This window comes from Streptomyces sp. NPDC002742 (genome assembly GCF_042888885.1).
In the GTDB taxonomy this organism is placed as follows: domain Bacteria; phylum Actinomycetota; class Actinomycetes; order Streptomycetales; family Streptomycetaceae; genus Streptomyces.
Genome location: NZ_JBIAQF010000004.1, coordinates 281232 through 296525, shown reverse-complemented (window position 1 = coordinate 296525; position 15294 = coordinate 281232). Strand labels below are relative to the sequence as shown.

Here is a 15294-nt window from a genome sequence, read left to right as displayed (position 1 = left end):
CGATCAGTGATCCGGAGGCGACGTGAGCGCCAGTGATATGAGCGGCGGCGGCGGTGCGAGAGGCGGCGACGCACAGGAGATCGCCGACCTGCGGGCCCGGGTCGCCGAACTGGAGCGGCGCCGCCCGAGGGTCGAGCATCACCGAGTCAGGTCGTCCTTCGCAGTCGTCCTGATCCTCCTCGCGGCCCTGCTCACCCCGCTGAGCGCCGTGTCGGCCTGGACGAGCGATCTGATCGGGAACACCGATCGCTACGTGGCCACCATGAAGCCGCTCGCCTCCGACCCGGACGTCCAGAACGCCGTCGCGAACCGGGTGACCAAGGCGGTGATGCAGCACGTCGACGTCCAGACACTGCTCGAATCGGTGGCACCCGCCGACCGGCCCCGGCTGACCAAGGCGCTGGGTCCGCTGAGCGGCCCGATCACCAGTGGCCTCACCGACTTCGTGCACACCGTGGCACTGAGGTTCGTCAGCAGCGACGCGTTCGCCACCCTGTGGACCGAGTTGAACAGGAGGGCCCATGCCGCCGTCGACAAGGCGTTGACCGGAAGCGGCGGGGGAGCGGTGAAGCTCACCAACGACGCCGTGGTCATCGACCTCGCCCCCGTGATCGACCAGGTCAAGCAGTCGCTCGTCGACCAGGGACTCGGCGTCGCCGCGAAGATCCCTGAGGTGCACACCGACTTCACGGTGATGACCTCCAAGTCCATCGGCAAGGCCAAGAAGATCTACAGGCTGCTCGAGATCGTCGGGTTCTGGCTGCCGGTGCTGACCCTTCTGCTGGCGGTCGGCGGTGTGCTGCTCGCCGTACGCAGGCGCCGTGCCCTCGTCACGGCCGCGCTCGCCGTGGCGGCCGGGGCCGCGGTCCTCGGCATCGCGCTCTGGATCTTCCGCGCGCTCTATCTCGACGGCTTGCCGTCGAGCGTCTCCCAGCCCGCCGCCGGATCGGTCTTCGACACCCTGGTGCGCTACCTGCGGACAGCGGTACGCATGCTGATCACCCTCGGCATCGTCGTGGCGCTGGCGGCCTGGCTGACCGGCAGTGGCCGGGCGGCCTCGCGGGTCCTGGCCGCCTGGACCGGCGGCATCGGTGCCGTGCGCACGGCGACGGGGTCCGACCTCGGAGCGGTCGGAGCGTGGGTGCACCGGGTCAAGACCTGGCTGAACTGGACAGTGGTCGCGGTCGCCGCCGTCATCCTGCTGGTCTGGAGCTACCCCACGGCCGCGGTCACCATCTGGATCGCCGTGCTGGCCCTGCTGGCCCTGGCGGTGGTCGAGTTCCTCGACGACGACGGCACCCCGCACCTGACGGGCTCCGTCGACGGACCAGGCGGCGGGACCTACGGCCAGGAGTCCGGCCTGACCGGCTGACGGCCATGGCGGTTCCGGTCAGAGGGCCTGACCGGCTGACGGCCATGGCCGTCACGGCCCCCTGCTGTCTCCGTTGCCACGCCGGCCCCCTCGGCTCTTCGACACGGGCCGGCTGCTGTCCGCGCAGTCACCGGAGTACGGCGGACGGCGGAACGCGACGCTGCCCCAAGTGGTCGCCCAATCGCAGGAGTTGTCCCGGCGCCGGATCTGCCACAGCTTCAATGCGCTGATTGCACCTGACAGATCACCGGCCCCGGGTTATGCTCCCCGCGATGATGACTCCCTCTGAAATCAGATCGGGGGACCCGTCCGCGCAAGGTGAGTGCTGATGCTCACTCGAACCGCGTACGAGGATTCCCTCCTCTCCTTCTGGCCGCGCGTGCGTGACTACGCCGTGCCGCCCACCATGATCGAGACTGCGACCGCCCGCCGCCGCCGCGGGGACTGGGCGGGGGCGTGTACCGCCGCAGGCATCGACATCGACCTCGATCTGCGTTCCCTGGCAAGCACACACGGTCGCGCACTGGTGTCCCAAGTCCGTGCCGATCTACGCCGGCTGGCTCCCGACCTGCTGCGCTGGCACATGCCGAGAGTCACCCCCGACGGGCTGCTGCGCCCCGGCCTGACCGTCACGCTGGCCCGGTACGAACGTGCCGGGTACGACGGCGTACACCCGGTGCACCTCGTGGCCCGCACCCCGCCGGCCTGGGCGGACGGCGGCCAGCGGATCAGCCTCGCCCTGTGGGACGGAACTCACGGCGCATCCCACGACCGGTTCCGTTTCGACACCGGAGCCCGCCGCCATCCACACCCCCGTCCCAGCCGGCGCTACCGCCTCGACCTGCACCGCCACCTGTGGGACACGGGCAGGACCGATGAACTGCGGGTCCGCTCCGGGGCCGACCGTCCTACGGGCGACACCCGACCGGGGGGCGCGGATCCACCGGGACCGGTGCCCCAGGACCTCGGCTGCGCCGTCGACCGTTGGGCGGCCGAGGCGGCGATCGTGCTCCACGACGAGGGGCGGACGACCGGCACCGTCAGCGTGCGGCTCGGCACTCGGCAGTGGCTGCTCCTGGAACTGCTCCCTGACCCGGAAGGCGTCGAGCCGCCCACCCTGCGGATCGCCGCCGCGCCCGCCGACGGCAGCGTTCCCTCGGTACCGGTCCTGCCCGACGCCGCGACCTGGGTGCTGCCCGACCTGGCACTGATCCGTGCCGGCGCGATCGAGGCCCGGCGGCTGCATCCGCTGGTCGCCTCTGCGCTGGTACCGGAACACACCCCGGCCGCGTACACCGGGGACGCGGACCCGGCGGGACAGCCGCGCCTTGTGGAGTGCAGGGGAGCCCGGCACCGGATCGGCCTGGTCGACGGCGTACTCGCGCCGCTCGACCACGACTTGGCCGAGATCCGCCGGGAGGAGCTGCTGGTCGCGCTGACCGGCACACCGCTTCCCTGCCTCCAGGCCATCGACGAGGCGCACCGGCGGCCGCACTGCCTGACGGGAGTGCGCGAACGCCTGCGCCACGGAGACACCGCCGGCGCGCTGGCCGTCGTCGAGGGGCTGCTCGGCCCCGACGCGGTGCTGCGCGGCGGCCCCCTGCAGAACGAACTCCAGGCGGCCGCGCAGCGGCGCGTCACCTACGGACTGTTCAGGGCGGGCCTGACCGGTCCCGGACCCGACCGTCTTCGCCCGGGGCCCGCCCGCCCCCGCAACCACCGCTCCCGCCCACGCGACACGACAGGCCGCTGACCACTTGCCGACAACCGGTCGCTGACCGCTCGTCGACCGTCGGCCGCTGGTCGACCGCCGGTCTGTTCGGCCACTGACCGCTTGTCGGCAACTGGCCTTCTTCGAGCGCTCGCTGAAAGACGGTCAACCGCCCCGGGGTTCCATGCCCCGGCGCCCACACGGCCCACCACGAAACCCAAAGGTGATCAGACATGCCCACACGCACCCCGTTCGCCGAGCCCGATGCCCTCGTCGACCCGGTTCATGACTCCCAACTCGACGTGGCGGAAGCGCTGTTGACGCTGCTCCGTGACACCGGAACCGAACCGCGTCCCGACAGTCAACTGGAGGCCCTGACCCTCGCCGTCGCCGCCGACCTGCCCGTACTCCTGTGGGGTCAGCCGGGGATCGGCAAGACCGCGGCCCTGACCCAGCTCGCCGAGACCCTGGACCTGCCCCTGACCACCGTGATCGCCAGCGTCCACGAGCCGTCGGACTTCTCGGGGTTGCCAGTCCTCGGCGACGACCCGGCCGAACAGGGCGTGCCCATGGCCCCGCCGGACTGGGCGGTGCGACTCGTACGCAGCGGCCGGGGACTTCTGTTCCTGGACGAACTGTCCACCGCACCCCCGGCAGTTCAGGCCGCGCTGCTCCGTCTCGTCCTGGAGCGGCGCATCGGCACGCTTCAACTACCGCCCGGCGTGAGGATCGTGGCCGCCGCGAACCCGCGCTCCTCCGCGGCCGACGGCTGGGAACTGAGTCCGCCGCTGGCCAACCGGTTCGTGCATCTCCAGTGGGCCCACGACCACGAGGTCGTCGTGCGCGGACTCGGCGGCACCTGGCCGCGCGCCACCCTGCCACGGCTCGACCCGCGGAAACTGCCTCAGGCCGTGGACTTCGCCCGCCGCGCGGTGTGCGGGCTCCTCGCCGCCCGCCCCGGACTCGTCCATCGGCTGCCGAGCAGCGAGACCCGGCGGGGCGGGGCCTGGCCCTCACCCCGCAGCTGGGAGATGACCTTGAACCTGATCGCCTTCGCGACCGCCGCCGGATCCTCCCGGGAAGTACTCTCCCTGCTGGTCAGGGGCGCGGTGGGGGACGGCCCGGGACTGGAGCTGCTGGCGAGCGTGGACCGGATGGACCTGCCCGACCCCGAGACACTGCTCGCCGACCCCGCGGGTGCCGTCCTGCCCGAGCGGGGAGATCTGCGCCAGGCCGTCCTCGACGGCGTGGTGGCCGCGGTCCGCGAGCGGCCCGAGAAGGCCCGCTGGGACGCCGCGTGGGCCCTGCTCGTCCGAGCGCTGGACACCGGAGCCCCGGACCTGGTGGTCGTTCCCGCGACCACACTCGCGACGCTGCGCCAGGAGCACTGGGACGTTCCCGCGTCCATCGAGCGGCTGGCCGGGGCGGTGACGCTGTCCAGGCGCGCGGACGACGCGGCGGCCCGCACCGCGGTCGCCGTCAAGGCGGGACGATGACGGCGGCGGCACCCGGGGCCCTGGACCTCGAAAAGCTCTACGCCGCCCGCCTGCACGCGGCGCGGGTCCGCCCCTATCTGGCGACGGCGCTGTTCGCCCTGCACACCGTCGAGTCCCGGTGGGTGCCGACGATGGCCGTCGACCGGTACTGGCGGTGCTACGTCTCGCCGGGGTTCGTGGACCGCATGCCCGTCGAGGATCTGGCAGGTGTCTGGGTGCACGAGGTGTCGCACCTGTTGCGCGACCACCACGGCCGCAGCGAACGGGTCGCCCGTGAACGCGGACTCACCGGCCCGGGGGAACGGCTGCGGATGAACATCGCCGCCGACTGCGAGATCAACGACGACGCGTTCGGCGAAGGGCTCGTGCGGCCCGAGGGCGCCGTCACGCCGCAGCTCCTGGACCTGCCCCCGGGGGAGCTCATGGAGGACTATCTCCGCCAGTTCCGGCTCGGGCCGCGCACGCAGAGCCTGGCCTGGCTGGACTGCGGCAGCGGCGCCGACGGACGGGAACGGGAGTGGGACCTCGGGCCGGACGGTGCGCACGGCCTCAGCGCGCACGAGCGCGACGCGGTCCGTTTCCGGGTCGCGCAGGGCATCAAGGCCCGCCCCGGGAAGAGCCCGGCGCGATGGCGGCGGTGGGCGGAGGAGGCCTTCCACCAGCCGCAACCGTGGCGGGAGTTGCTCGGGGCCGCCGTCCGCTCCGCGGCCTCGGGGCCCGGCGCGGGCGAGGACTACACCTACGGCCGGCCCTCGCGGCGCTCGGCCGCCGTGCCCGGCGTCGTCCTGCCGAGCCTGCGCCGCAGACCGCCGCGGGTCTCGGTGGTCATCGACACCTCCGGGTCGGTCAGCGACGCGGAGCTGGGCGGCGCGCTCCTGGAGGTCTCCGCCATCTCCCGTGCCGTGGGCGGCCGTCGAGACCTGATCACCGTGGTGTCGTGCGACGCGGCGGCCGGGATCGCGCACCCCTTGTGCCGCGCCGAGGGCATTCCGCTGACGGGCGGTGGCGGTACGGATCTGCGCTCGGGATTCACCGCGGCGCTACGGGCCCGGCCGCGCCCCGATGTCGTCGTGGTCCTGACCGACGGGCAGACCCCCTGGCCGGAAGCGCAACCCCCGTGCCGGACGGTCGTGGGCCTCTTCCCCCGCAGCAGCCCGGACGGCTCCCGCGACGAGGACGATCCCGACTACGCGCCCGACGCACCGCCCGCCTGGGCGCGCGTGGTCGAGATCGGGACGGTCCCGGCGGCCCGGTGAACACTCGGAACGGCGCGGAATCAGGACGGTGAGCGGGGCGGATCCTGCCGTACGACGGGCTACCGGATACAGGGTCTGACCGGCACCGGCACCGGCACCGGCACCGACGCCCTCAGCCGGACGGCGGGCCGTACGGGGTGGGTCGAGCAACTCCGTTAGTACGCGCGGCCCTTCGGCGGAGCTCGGATCGTACGACCGGTCGGGCATGCGCTACCGGGGTTCATTCGCAGTGCGTCGGCCCCAGTGCCGCGTAGCGGCACGGGGGCCGGGCGAGCAGGCCGGAATCTCCCTCCTTCAGCAGGGAGAGCAAGTCAAACGCTGTATCCCCCGTCCACCCCCAGCGCCTGCCCCGTGATGAAGCCCGCGCGGTCCGAGGCCAGGAACGCGACGGCCTCGGCGACGTCCCTCGCGGTGCCGAAGCGGCGCAGCGGGGTGTTGCGGCGGGTGATCTCCATTGCCGCGTCGTCGAGTTCGCCGGAATCGATCAGACGGGCGGCGATGCCGTCGGTCAGCATGCCGGGTCCGACGCAGTTCACCCGGACGCCGTAGCGCCCCTCCTCGGCGGCCAGGGCGCGGGCGACCGCCTCGACCGCCCCCTTGGGGCCGGAGGAGAGCCCGTCGCGGACGGGGAACCGGCGGGTGGCCACGGTGGTGACGGCGACGACACTGCCCCGGCTCTCCCGCAACAGGGGCAGCGCGGGATGCACCAGATTGAAGAACGCTCCGGCGTCCGCGTCGAGTTGGGCCCGGAACCGGCTCGGCGTGACCCTGCTCAGGTGCACCATCGGCACGTGCGGGCCCGCCGCGTGAACGAGGGTGTGCAGTCCGCCGAGCGCCGCGGCCGTCTCGGACACGGCGGCGGCGACGGCCTCCTCCTCGGTCAAGTCGAGCCGCAGCGCCGTGACATGGCGGCCCTGCTCCGCGAACTGCTCCGTGATCTCCGCGGCGAGCGCGTCGGCGGCCGCCTCGCTGGAGCGGTAGGTGAACGCCACGTCGCTGCCCCGCTCGGCCAGCATCCGCACGATCGCCGCGCCGATGCCGCCGGTGCCGCCCGCGACGAACGCGACACCCTTCCGGTGCGAGAAATCCGACGTCTTCGACATCGACATCACAGTCCCAGGGATTGGCGATGATGACCTTCATGACCTCGCCGGTCCCGGCGTGTATCGGGGCGATGCACGCGTCCGCGTACAGCCGGGCGACGGGGTATTCCAGCATGTATCCGTGCCCGCGAACAGGTGCAGGCACCGATCCACCGCCCGCGCGCGCATCGAGGCGACGGGGCGGAGTTGTTCAGGGCTGGGTCGGCGTCAGGTGGAGGTCCGTGCTCGACAGGGTCATCGGCGACGCCGAGACGGCGCGCAGACGGATGCGTACACCGGCCCGTGGGAGGTGGAAAGTCCCGTCGGGGGGCCGGAGTTCGTACCGGCCGGAGGCGTGTCCGGCCAGCGTGGTGGGGCCGGACGTCACCGTCCAGTAGCGGCTCATGCCCTGGCCCGTGGTCACCGTGAAGTGCGGACTCAGCGCCGCGGCACCGAGGTTGGTGACGCCGACGCTGAGTCCGGTCACCGTGCGGGCGGTGCGGCGCGCGTCGACGACCTGCATGCGCAGCGGCGGTGACCCGGTGGCCGCCAGGCTCACCGCCGCCACGCTCGGGGCCAGCAGCAGGGCGACCGCGGCCGCCTGGGCCCCGCGCCGGTGCAGGCCGCGCAGGAAGGCGGGGCGGGGCTGCCACGCTGTTCTGAAGGACTGCCAGGGCGCGGTGATGGCGGCGGCCACCCACAGCGGCGTCATCAGCAGGTAGTAGCCGTCCTGCGACCGGGTCGCCACGTAGAAGGCGCACCAGGGCAGTACGGTCGCCGCCGGCCCCAGCCGTCGTACGAACAGCACGAACAGCGCCAGCAGCGCCGCCGCCAGCAGCAGGCTCGCGTGCGCGTACCAGGCGATGCGGTCGCTGCCGTCGGTGAAGTACAGCGAGATGCCGACCAGGCCCTGCCCGTGGATGTCCGCGTCCTGGGTGAGCGGCAGCGCGATCCCGGAGAGCCAGGCGCGTGGCTCGCTCGCGATGAAGTACACGTTGATCAGCAGCCAGGTGGTGGCGGCGACGCCGACGATCCGCCCCACCGCGATCGCAGCCGCGCGCGCACCGAGGTCCCCGCGGCGCAGCGCGTACACCCCGGCCAGCAGGAACGGTGCGAGGAACCAGGGTAGTTGCTGTGCCGCGCAGGCCGCCCCGAGGCAGGCGGCGCGCGCGATGTCGCCGCGTCCGCCGAGGCCCGTCCGTGGCCAGCCGACCACCACCGGGATGAGCAGGGCGCAGGCGAGGATCGCCGGGTAGCCGAGCCGCGCGTACGTCGGCAGCAGACCGAATCCGAGACAGGCCAGTGTCGCGGCGGAGCGCCACGGCACCGGAAGCATCCGCCACATGACGACCGTGCCCGCGATCAGGGCTCCGGTGCTGACCATCGTCGCGGGGACCGCGCCGTGTCCGACCCACAGAAGCGGCGCGGTGAGCATCAGCGCGAGGGGTGGATAGCCGTACGTGAAGTCGTAACCGCCGGTCATCGTCGGGGTGAGGGCCACCCCGTGGCCGAAGAGCCAGGGCCACGGACGGTCGTAGACCTGGTGACCGGCGAGGAACTCGTGGGCGGCCTGGGTGGTGAGGACCGACTCGTCGCTGCCGGGGTGGCTCATGACCAGCCCGCACACGGCGAGGGTCAGCGCGGTCACGAGGACGCAGAGGTCGAGCCGCGCCAGCGAGCGTCCCCGGCGCACCACGAGGGTCAGTACGCCCGTGACCAGGATCGAGGCGTAGCAGAGCGAGACGACCGCGGCCACGACGAGGCGGTGGCTCGCGGCCTGCGCCCACAGCGGACGCGTACCGATGAAGAGGCTGATGTCGGCCACGAGGGTCAGGACGCGGTGCCACTGTGCGGGCGTCTCGTCCGGGTTCCACCGCGCGAGCAGCCCGCCGGGCGAGACCTGCGGAGGGGCCTGCCGACCGGTGGGCGCTGGCTTGGTTTCTGCCGAGTACACGCTGTAAGACGCTAATTCCCGCAGGTGAACCGTGCTCGACAGGACGTGAAGAGTCGGGTGTGAGGCGAGTAAGAGCACGCCTGCCGTACGTCCTGCGCGTCAGGCGTTGGACAGCGACACCTCCGTGGACTTGATGAGCGCGACGACCTCGGAACCCGCCGAGAGGCCGAGTTCGCTGACCGCGTCCTTGGTGATCGCGGAGGTCAGCTCGCCGCCCTCGACCTGGACCTTGACACGGGCCATGGCGCCGCCCGACGCGACGTCGGTGACCGTGCCCGGCAGCTGGTTGCGGATGCTCAGTCCGGTCACCCGGCCGGTCGCGAGGGACACCTCCGTCGACTTGATCAGGGCCCGCACCGTGGAGCCGGAGGTCAGGCCGAGCTCCTGTACGGCCTCCAGGGTGACGGCCGCGGTGATCTCCTGCCCGGCGTCGAGCCGGACCTTCACCGTCGCCATCACCTCACCGGGGGTGACGGAGGTGACGGTGCCGGGGAGCTGGTTGCGGATGCTCAGGCTCATGCGGAGGCCTCGATTGCTGTGCGACGCGATGAATATGGACGTATACGTGACGGATTTGGACGTATGTGCGTAGCTTGCCGCACGCGTCGTCTCCGCGTCCGGGGCGCGGGCCGTGTCGCTGTTGGGCCGAACGGGTGACCATGCGTAAGAATTGCCCGGTGCAGACTACGAGTGCGAGCCAGGACGGGGTGGATCGATGACCGGCCACGACGTCACCGATGAACAGTGGGAGGGGCTCGCCCAGGTCGTTCCGTTGCGCGGCCGGGACGCCTGGCCCTCGGCGGTGCGCCACCGGTCGATACCGGAGGCCGAGACCGAGACGAGGCGCCGCTTCGTGGTCCTGCGGGTCAATGTCTTCGCGGACGCCCGCGACGTCGCCGAGACGCTCATGTCCGGTATCCCCGTCCTCCTCGACCTGACCGGCGCGGAGATCGAGGTCGCCAAGCGGGTGCTGGACTTCAGCACGGGTGTGGTCTTCGGCCTCGCCAGCGGCATGCACCGGGTCGACCGGAACGTCTTCCTGCTGACGCCCCCGGGGACCGAGGTGCGGGGGCTGATGGAAGGGGTGGGAGTCCACGGGCTCTGACGCCGGCCCCGGCCCGCACCCCGACCCCGACCCCGACGCCGGGGTGCGGGCCGGGGTGGGGCCGATGGAGTCACCCGCTGTGGATCGGGCGGTTCTGTCCCCCGATCGTAGGAAGGTCCCCCGGGTGTAACGGTTCGCCTCGCGGTGGAGCCCTACCGTCCGCATATGACTCTGTCCTCGCCGGAAGCTCCCACGACGGCGGAGGCGCGCCCCGTCCGTCCGGGCGTCACCGAGCTGCGGCTCGCCGCCTTCGCCACCCATCGCCGCGTCCGGCTCCCGCTCGGACCGCTCACTCTCGTCACCGGCCCGAGCGGCAGCGGTAAGACGGCCGCCCTGCGTGCGTACGAGGCGCTGGCGCGGCTCGGTGCCGGTGCCGGGCTCCGGGAGGTGTTCCCGGATCCGGTCGCCTGTGTGCCCGAGCGGTCGCGGCCCGACGCCCAGCGGCGCCGCGGCTTCCGCGTCGGCTGCACGGTGGACGGCCCCGAAGGACCGGTCCGGCTCGATGTCGCCGTCCAGGCCGAACCCGAACTGCGCATCGTGGGTGAGCGGTTGACGGCGGGCGGGCAGACCCTGCTGGAGACGGCGCTGCGCGACCCGGGCCGCCCGTTCGTCCAGGCGGCCTGGCACACCGGGGGTCCCTCCGCGGTGACCCGGGTCCCGCTTCCCGACGACCGGCTCGGCACCGCGCTGCTGCCCCTGCGTGTCGCGGGCCGCACCGCAGGCGAGTGCCAAGTCCTCGCCGCCGCCGAGCAGATGGTGCTCGCGCTGCGGTCGGTCTACGTCTGCGATCCGAGCCCGGAATCCATGCGCGCTCCTGTTCCGCTCGGCTCCGGGCGGCTCCTGCGCGGCTGCGACAACCTCGCCGAAGTGCTGTGGCGCACAAGGTCGGAGTGCGGCCACCGTTACGCCCATCTGGTCACCGCTGTCCGTGCCGGCTGCGCGGGCACGGTCACGGACGTGCTGTCCGAGGTGCTCGGCGACGGCACCGTACGCGCGCTCCTCGACCGCGGGGACGGCGTCCGTACGCCGCTCGGGCTGCTCGGGGACGGCGAGTTGAGGTATCTCGCGCTGGCCCTGGTGCTGCTCACCGGGCCCGGCGTCCTGGAGGTCGACCCGGCGGGCGAGGTCCCGGCCGCGTTCCAGTCGCTGACGGTCCTGGCCGACGGTCTCGACCGCGGACTGGACGCCCGGCAGACCGGGGAACTGGTGCGGCTGGCGGCGCGGATGTGCGAGCGCGGGCACATCCGGCTGATGGGCGCGCTGAGCGACGGAGCTCACGTGTTCGGGGCGGCCGGGGTCGCGGTGGTAGACCTGACGCCGTGAGTGAACTTGACGTAGCGACACTGCAGCGCAGACTGGCCGAGTTCGCGGCCGCGCGGAACTGGCAGCCGTACCACACCCCCAAGAACCTGGCCGCCGCCCTGAGCGTGGAGGCCTCCGAACTCGTCGAGATCTTCCAGTGGTTGACGCCCGAGGAGTCGGCCCGTGTCATGGACGACAAGGAGTCGGCGCACCGTGTGACCGACGAGGTCGCGGACGTCCTCGCGTACCTGCTCCAGTTCTGCGAGGTGCTGGGCATCGACCCGCTCGCGGCCCTCGACGCGAAGATCGACCGGAACGAGCGGAGGTTCCCGGTACCGGGAAGTCCCTGACGGCTTCCCTGACGGCTTCCCTGGACCGGGCGCTCCTCGACGGGCCTTCCTTGCATCGCCGGGTTCCCGGCAGGCGGCCTTCTCGCGCCGGAGGGTTCCTGGCGGGGCGGGCTTCCTCGCGCCGGAGATCCTGACAGGCGGGCCGCCCCGCGTCGGGGAGTTCCTGGCGGGCGGCCCTTTCCCGGCATTGCAGGGCGCCCCTGATGTGCCTTCCCGGCCCCCGGGGAACCCCTTGCCGGGGCGGCCGTCACGCGACACGAAAGAGGAACCTGCTACTCTCCGTAGCTGTCAAGGCGCCTCGATGCGATTCCGTGTCCACAGATTTCGGGCTTCCTCTGGCTTTTCGTCTCAAGGGACTTCACTCTGGGTAGTGAACAAGGGAGTTCGGGCGGACGTGCGAGAGCGCGTCGGACAGACGGGGGCAGCGCATGGAAGCGGTGCGGCTCATCGTGGCGAGCAGACGCGCTCTGGCGGAGAGCGGTGACACCCCGGAGGTGATGGCGGAAGCGTGGCAGGCGCATTCCCTGGCGCAGGCGATCGGCAGCCGCCTCGCCGTGTCCGGACCTCCTGAACTCCGGGGCGAGGCACTCGGGTTGACCGAGCTGGCGGGTCGCGGCTGCGGAGTGCTGGGCAATCACGCCCTGGGGGCCGGTGCCTTACGGGCCGCCCAGCTCACGGAGTTGGGTGACGCGCGCGAGGCGCTGCTCTGCCTCGGCTGCCTTCTGGGTGAGGTCGGCATAGCCCTGGTCGGCGTTGCCTGCGCGGCGGACGGCGAGGGGATCTACTGGCAGTGCATGGAGGCGATCGACGCGGCGGACGAGTCCCGGGACCGTGTCCTGGAGATGCTGAGACGACTCGCGGTGCGGGACGAGAAACGGGTGGTGGAGCGGGACTCGGCCGCGGGATAGGCCAGAGGAGCGAGCCCTGCCTCCGTCGCGCTTCGACCACCTCGCCCGATCCCGCCCCCGTCGGGCCTCGCCCGGCCGCTCACCCCAGCTGCGGCGTCACCTCGGAGGCGATCAGGTCCAGGTGGTCCAGGTCGTCGAGGTCGAGCATCTGGAGGTACATCCGTTGTGAACCGACCGCCTGGTACTGGGCGATCCGCTCGACGACCTCCGCCGGGGAACCCGCGAGTCCATTGGCCTTCAGTTCGTCGACGGTGCGGCCGATGGCGTCCGCCCGTCGCCGCACCTCGCCGTCGGTCCGCCCGACACACGCCACCAGGGCGTTGGAATAGACGAGTTCGTCGGTCTTGCGCCCGGCCTGTCGCAAAGCCGCGCGTACTCGGCCGAACTGTGCCTGTGTGTCGGAGATCGACGCAAAGGGGATGTTGAACTCGTCACCGAACCGCGCCGCGAGCGCCGGGGTCCGCCTGGCCCCGTGGCCGCCGATCAGGACGGGCACCTTCGACTGCGTGGGCTTGGGCAGCGCCGGCGAGTCCTTGAGCTGGTAGTAGGTCCCGTCGAAGCTGAACCGCTCGCCGACCGGCGTGCCCCACAGACCGGTCACGACGGCGAGTTGCTCCTCCAGGCGGCCGAACTTCTCCTTCGGGAACGGAATGCCGTACGCCGTGTGCTCGGCCTCGTACCAGCCGGCGCCGAGGCCGAGTTCCACACGGCCGCCCGACATCTGGTCGACCTGGGCGACCTGAATGGCGAGGACGCCCGGGAGGCGAAAGGTTCCGGCGGTCATCAGGGTGCCCAGGCGGATGCGGCTCGTCTCGCGGGCGATGCCGGCCAGGGTGATCCAGGCGTCGGTGGGGCCGGGGAGCCCGTCGGCGGACCCCATGTGCACATAGTGATCAGAACGGAAGAAGGCTCCGTAATGGAGGTCTTCGGCGGCCTTGGCGACGCGGAGCAGCGTGTCGTAGGTCGCGCCTTGCTGCGGTTCTGTGAAGACTCGAAGATCCATGTATCCATCATGCACCGGTCGCAACAGGCGCCCCGTGCCGAACCGCTGTCACGTCTATGCCGATCGGGAAGCGGCATGGCCGACGAGGTCCGCGGCGGACAGCGCGGCTCCATCCGCGGTTCCGCCGCAGTTCCGCCGACGAGGCCCGCGGACGGCGGTGGCTGGACCTCTGGCGGGGTCCGGAACGGGCGAGGTGGCTCCGCCGGTGCCGGTGCCGGTGCCGGTGCGGGTCCGGCACCGGCGCGGGTCCGGGGCGGGGCTAGTTCTGCCCGGTGAGCTGGGGGTACAGCGCGCTCAGCTCGCTGGAGAGGCCGGCCTTGACCTGGCGGGTGAGCGCGTCCGCGAGGACTTCGTGGGCGTCCGTCTCGATGCCGTCGAGTGCCTGCTCGGCGACGCTGTGCGCGGACACCTTGGGAACGTCGAGGCCCGCGGTCAGATCGGTGTCGACGTAGCCGACGTGCAGCCCGGTGACCTTGATGCCGCGCGGCTGGAGCTCCAGCCGCAGGGCGTTGCTCTGGGACCACAGGGCGGCCTTGGCGGCGCTGTAGCCGTCGGCCCCGGGCACGGTGACCCACGACAGCACCGAGTGGACGGTCAGGATGTGCCCGCCGCCGTTGTGCTCCAGGACCGGGACGAATGCCCGGGTGGTGAGCAGCGGCCCGAAGAAGTTGATGTCGAATTCGCGCCGTATGTCCTCGACGGGGGAGTCGAGGAAGGACGTGGAGGCCGTCGCGCCCGCGTTGTTGATCAGCAGGGTCACGTCCTGGGCCTGGGCGGCGGCCGCCGCGACCGATGCCGGGTCGGTGACCTCCAGCGCCAGCGGCACCGCGTCGGGGTGGGAGACGGTCCGCGGGTCGCGGGCGGTCGCGTAGACCTTCTTGGCGCCGCGCTCGTAGAGGGCCTCCACGAGGGTCCTGCCGATGCCGCGGCTGCCGCCCGTCACGAGCGCCACCGAACCTTCGATGCTGGTCATGAGCTTCTCCTCTTGGGGGCCGCTTGTTGAAGGCCGTGTGGAAACCGATCGGTTTCCTATGCTACCCGCACTGTAAACCGATCGGTTTCCGTGACGCAAACGGAGAACGTAAGCTGGGCCCATGACACAGGCGCCCTCGACCGCGACCGCCGGTTCCTCGACCCGTGACCGACTGCTCGACGCCGCGGCCGATCTCTTCTACCGCGAGGGCGTCGGCGTCGGCGTCGAGGCGCTGTGCCGGGTGGCCGGAGTGTCCAAGCGGTCGATGTACCAGCTCTTCGACAGCAAGGACGGCGTGCTGGCGGCGAGCCTGGAACGTAGCGCACCCGCCTACCAGGCCTTCCTGCTGCCACCCGACGACGACCGGTCGCCGCGTGATCGCGTTCTGCACGTCTTCGAGCGTCTCGAAGAGCTCGCCGACCGCCCGGACTTCCGTGGCTGCCCCTTCGTGGCCGTGACCGCTGAACTGAAGGCGCCGGATCACCCCGCGAGCCTGGTGGCCCGCCGCTGCAAGGACGCGCTGACGGCGTTCTTCCGGCAGGAGGCGGAGCGCGGTGGAGCCCCGGACCCCGAGATCCTCGCACGCCAACTGACCGTCGCCTTCGACGGATCGGGTGTGCGGGCCGTCATGCAGGGCCGGGGCCTCGACGGCCTCGCCCTCGCGACCGCCGCCACCCTGCTCGACGGCGCGGGTATGAACGGACGTGGAGATGCTCCGCACCGCGGCCCGGAGACCTCCGGCTGACCCTGTGCCGCACCCGGGCGGGGCCCTGTTCCGCACC

14 protein-coding genes and 1 pseudogene are annotated in these 15294 nt (G+C 72.0%); 9 read left to right on the top strand and 6 right to left on the bottom strand.

The window, feature by feature from the left end:
* Positions 1–22: 22 nt before the first annotated feature.
* The 4 genes from ACFYW8_RS08725 to ACFYW8_RS08710 all read left to right on the top strand — a co-directional run bounded on the left by ACFYW8_RS08725 (position 23) and on the right by ACFYW8_RS08710 (position 5835).
* Positions 23–1372 (top strand): hypothetical protein, encoded by a 1350-nt coding sequence (locus ACFYW8_RS08725; RefSeq protein ID WP_389069311.1) that lies wholly within the window; start codon positions 23–25, stop codon positions 1370–1372.
* 328 nt (positions 1373–1700) lie between these two features.
* Positions 1701–3125 (top strand): hypothetical protein, encoded by a 1425-nt coding sequence (locus ACFYW8_RS08720; protein WP_389069309.1) that lies wholly within the window; start codon positions 1701–1703, stop codon positions 3123–3125.
* Positions 3126–3316: 191 nt separating this feature from the next.
* Positions 3317–4579: a MoxR family ATPase gene (locus tag ACFYW8_RS08715; protein WP_365868928.1), complete on the top strand. Its 1263-nt coding sequence runs from the start codon at positions 3317–3319 to the stop codon at positions 4577–4579.
* On the top strand, positions 4576–5835 hold the full coding sequence (locus ACFYW8_RS08710; protein ID WP_389069307.1) for a VWA-like domain-containing protein: 1260 nt from the start codon (positions 4576–4578) through the stop codon (positions 5833–5835). The genes ACFYW8_RS08715 and ACFYW8_RS08710 overlap by 4 nt, the downstream gene beginning before the upstream one ends.
* Before the next feature lie 311 nt (positions 5836–6146).
* On the opposite strand, the gene ACFYW8_RS08705 is transcribed toward ACFYW8_RS08710, so the two are convergent.
* From ACFYW8_RS08705 to ACFYW8_RS08690, 4 genes and pseudogenes are all read right to left on the bottom strand, one after another.
* Positions 6147–6938, bottom strand: a complete 792-nt coding sequence (locus tag ACFYW8_RS08705) for an SDR family NAD(P)-dependent oxidoreductase (RefSeq protein ID WP_389069304.1) — start codon at positions 6936–6938, stop codon at positions 6147–6149.
* Between the two features lie 70 nt (positions 6939–7008).
* Positions 7009–7053, bottom strand: a pseudogene (locus ACFYW8_RS08700) (hypothetical protein); the annotation flags it as partial.
* 75 nt (positions 7054–7128) lie between these two features.
* Positions 7129–8871: a hypothetical protein gene (locus ACFYW8_RS08695; RefSeq protein ID WP_389069302.1), complete on the bottom strand. Its 1743-nt coding sequence runs from the start codon at positions 8869–8871 to the stop codon at positions 7129–7131.
* 99 nt (positions 8872–8970) lie between these two features.
* Positions 8971–9390 (bottom strand): molybdopterin-binding protein, encoded by a 420-nt coding sequence (locus tag ACFYW8_RS08690; RefSeq protein ID WP_389069300.1) that lies wholly within the window; start codon positions 9388–9390, stop codon positions 8971–8973.
* Between the two features lie 196 nt (positions 9391–9586).
* Between ACFYW8_RS08690 and ACFYW8_RS08685 the strand changes: the two genes are divergently transcribed.
* The 4 genes from ACFYW8_RS08685 (at position 9587) to ACFYW8_RS08670 (ending at position 12536) form a co-directional block, all read left to right on the top strand.
* Positions 9587–9976, top strand: a complete 390-nt coding sequence (locus ACFYW8_RS08685) for a cell division protein SepF (protein ID WP_365868919.1) — start codon at positions 9587–9589, stop codon at positions 9974–9976.
* A 165-nt stretch (positions 9977–10141) separates the two neighbouring features.
* The gene (locus ACFYW8_RS08680) at positions 10142–11299 is read left to right on the top strand and encodes an AAA family ATPase (protein ID WP_389069297.1); all 1158 of its coding nucleotides are present in this window, start codon (positions 10142–10144) and stop codon (positions 11297–11299) included.
* Positions 11296–11628 carry a nucleotide pyrophosphohydrolase gene (locus ACFYW8_RS08675; protein WP_389069295.1) on the top strand — a complete coding sequence of 111 codons (333 nt, stop codon included), beginning with the start codon at positions 11296–11298 and terminating at the stop codon, positions 11626–11628. The genes ACFYW8_RS08680 and ACFYW8_RS08675 overlap by 4 nt, the downstream gene beginning before the upstream one ends.
* Before the next feature lie 428 nt (positions 11629–12056).
* A complete protein-coding gene (locus ACFYW8_RS08670) occupies positions 12057–12536 on the top strand; it encodes a DUF6099 family protein (RefSeq protein WP_365868912.1) in 480 nt (159 codons plus the stop codon).
* Between the two features lie 79 nt (positions 12537–12615).
* Here the strand turns inward: ACFYW8_RS08670 and ACFYW8_RS08665 are convergent, their stop codons facing one another.
* A complete protein-coding gene (locus tag ACFYW8_RS08665) occupies positions 12616–13539 on the bottom strand; it encodes an LLM class F420-dependent oxidoreductase (protein ID WP_365868910.1) in 924 nt (307 codons plus the stop codon).
* Positions 13540–13798: 259 nt separating this feature from the next.
* Positions 13799–14512 carry an SDR family oxidoreductase gene (locus tag ACFYW8_RS08660; RefSeq protein ID WP_365868908.1) on the bottom strand — a complete coding sequence of 238 codons (714 nt, stop codon included), beginning with the start codon at positions 14510–14512 and terminating at the stop codon, positions 13799–13801.
* A gap of 121 nt (positions 14513–14633) precedes the next feature.
* Here ACFYW8_RS08660 and ACFYW8_RS08655 point away from each other — a divergent pair, with 121 nt between their 5' ends.
* Positions 14634–15257, top strand: coding sequence for a TetR/AcrR family transcriptional regulator (locus ACFYW8_RS08655; protein ID WP_365868906.1), 624 nt, complete (start codon positions 14634–14636; stop codon positions 15255–15257).
* The last annotated feature ends 37 nt before the right edge of the window (positions 15258–15294 follow it).

What these genes read in the sequence shown, in the direction of transcription:
- ACFYW8_RS08715 (WP_365868928.1), top strand. Translation starts at nt 3,317, where the DNA reads ATGCCCACACGCACCCCGTTCGCCGAGCCCGATGCCCTCGTCGACCCG.
- ACFYW8_RS08705 (WP_389069304.1), bottom strand. Translation starts at nt 6,938, where the DNA reads ATGTCGAAGACGTCGGATTTCTCGCACCGGAAGGGTGTCGCGTTCGTC.
- ACFYW8_RS08685 (WP_365868919.1), top strand. Translation starts at nt 9,587, where the DNA reads ATGACCGGCCACGACGTCACCGATGAACAGTGGGAGGGGCTCGCCCAG.
- ACFYW8_RS08670 (WP_365868912.1), top strand. Translation starts at nt 12,057, where the DNA reads ATGGAAGCGGTGCGGCTCATCGTGGCGAGCAGACGCGCTCTGGCGGAG.
- ACFYW8_RS08720 (WP_389069309.1), top strand. Translation starts at nt 1,701, where the DNA reads ATGCTCACTCGAACCGCGTACGAGGATTCCCTCCTCTCCTTCTGGCCG.
- ACFYW8_RS08665 (WP_365868910.1), bottom strand. Translation starts at nt 13,539, where the DNA reads ATGGATCTTCGAGTCTTCACAGAACCGCAGCAAGGCGCGACCTACGAC.
- ACFYW8_RS08710 (WP_389069307.1), top strand. Translation starts at nt 4,576, where the DNA reads ATGACGGCGGCGGCACCCGGGGCCCTGGACCTCGAAAAGCTCTACGCC.
- ACFYW8_RS08690 (WP_389069300.1), bottom strand. Translation starts at nt 9,390, where the DNA reads ATGAGCCTGAGCATCCGCAACCAGCTCCCCGGCACCGTCACCTCCGTC.
- ACFYW8_RS08660 (WP_365868908.1), bottom strand. Translation starts at nt 14,512, where the DNA reads ATGACCAGCATCGAAGGTTCGGTGGCGCTCGTGACGGGCGGCAGCCGC.
- ACFYW8_RS08680 (WP_389069297.1), top strand. Translation starts at nt 10,142, where the DNA reads ATGACTCTGTCCTCGCCGGAAGCTCCCACGACGGCGGAGGCGCGCCCC.
- ACFYW8_RS08655 (WP_365868906.1), top strand. Translation starts at nt 14,634, where the DNA reads ATGACACAGGCGCCCTCGACCGCGACCGCCGGTTCCTCGACCCGTGAC.